The organism is Synechococcus sp. CCY 9618, from assembly GCF_019038415.1.
GTDB lineage: Bacteria > Cyanobacteriota > Cyanobacteriia > PCC-6307 > Cyanobiaceae > Cyanobium.
Genome location: NZ_JAFKRG010000121.1, coordinates 1 through 1,172, shown reverse-complemented (window position 1 = coordinate 1,172; position 1,172 = coordinate 1). Strand labels below are relative to the sequence as shown.

1 protein-coding gene and 2 pseudogenes are annotated in these 1,172 nt (G+C 64.8%); 2 read left to right on the top strand and 1 reads right to left on the bottom strand.

The genetic code is table 11. From position 1 onward, the window contains the following. Positions 1-115: 115 nt before the first annotated feature. Positions 116-361, top strand: a pseudogene (locus KUG41_RS15780) (helix-turn-helix domain-containing protein); the annotation flags it as partial. A 150-nt stretch (positions 362-511) separates the two neighbouring features. Next, positions 512-742: a hypothetical protein gene (locus KUG41_RS15775; protein ID WP_254217353.1), complete on the top strand. Its 231-nt coding sequence runs from the start codon at positions 512-514 to the stop codon at positions 740-742. A 101-nt stretch (positions 743-843) separates the two neighbouring features. Here KUG41_RS15775 and KUG41_RS15400 read toward each other — a convergent pair. Next, positions 844-1,080 (bottom strand): annotated as a pseudogene (locus KUG41_RS15400) (ATP-binding protein); the annotation flags it as partial. Positions 1,081-1,172: the final 92 nt, after the last annotated feature.

The window sequence follows — 1,172 nt, the reverse complement described above, 5'->3', positions numbered from 1 at the left end:
GGGGCGTACGCCTATGGAAGTCCTCCAGCAATGGAAAGCGGCCTGATCACCCCACCAGCTCTCATAGGAACTGGACCACTGATGGGGGTCACGTCAAACGCGCCCCTCAACCAGATTGTCGCCGGACACCCGCCTGACACCGATTGGTCGGGAACGCCTGATCCGGCAGCATCTCGACGAGGGCAGGAGCCTCGTTCAACTGGCCGCGGATCACGGCATCAGTGAACGCACCGCCCGCAAGTGGCTGGCACGATTCCGTTCAGGCGGTTTGGCGGCACTGGCGGATCGACGGAGTGTTCGCCGCAGCCAGCGGCGGACGCTCGATCCGCAGCAACTGCAGCAGGCCGTGGAGCTCAGGCATCAGCGCTGCACCCTCCGGAGGATCTCTCGGTTGCTGCTGGTGCCGATCAGCACCCTGGCCAGGGCCATGCGGCGCCTGGGGCTGAGCCGGCTGCGCAACCTCGACCCCAAACCGCCAGTGCAGCGCTACCAGTAGGAGCAACCGGGCGACATGATCCATGTCGACATCAAACAGTTGGCTCGGTTCCACCGTGTTGGGCACCGGATCACCGGTGATCCACGCAAAGGAAGCTCCCCCGGCGCTGGCTACGAGAAGGTGCACGTGGCCGTGGATGACGCCACCCGCCTGTCCTACGTCGAGGTGTTGGCCGACGAGTGTCAAGCGACATCCGCTTTTGGTCCTCTGGCGACACAAAAACTGGCCCACCTGATGGGGTGCTGATGGGGGCGTTGTGAGGGCCCTTGGATCTGTGTTTCATGGGTGGGGTGTCGTGTCTTTGTCGTTGGGGGCGGCCTCCTCAGCCGCCCGGTTGGGTTTCCCGTTCAGGCCTCCTCACAGGGCGGGGGTGGCCGTAGGCCAGCGCCGTCCTGTGAGGAGGAACCGCCCGCCTGCGGGCGAATCAGGCCGCTGCGTCGCTTCTCCCTCAGCCGGTAGCTGTCGCCCCGGATCGTCAGCACATGGCTGTGGTGCAGCAGCCGGTCGAGGATCGCCGTGGCGACCACCTGATCGCCGAACACCTCCCCCCACTCCATGACGGGGCGGTTGGAGGTGATCATGACGTGGACCCCAAAAACTGATCCAGGCCTTATGAGAGCTTCCCTACCGGCCAGACTTGGCCAGGAGAAGCCCCATGAAACGCAAACGCCACAAC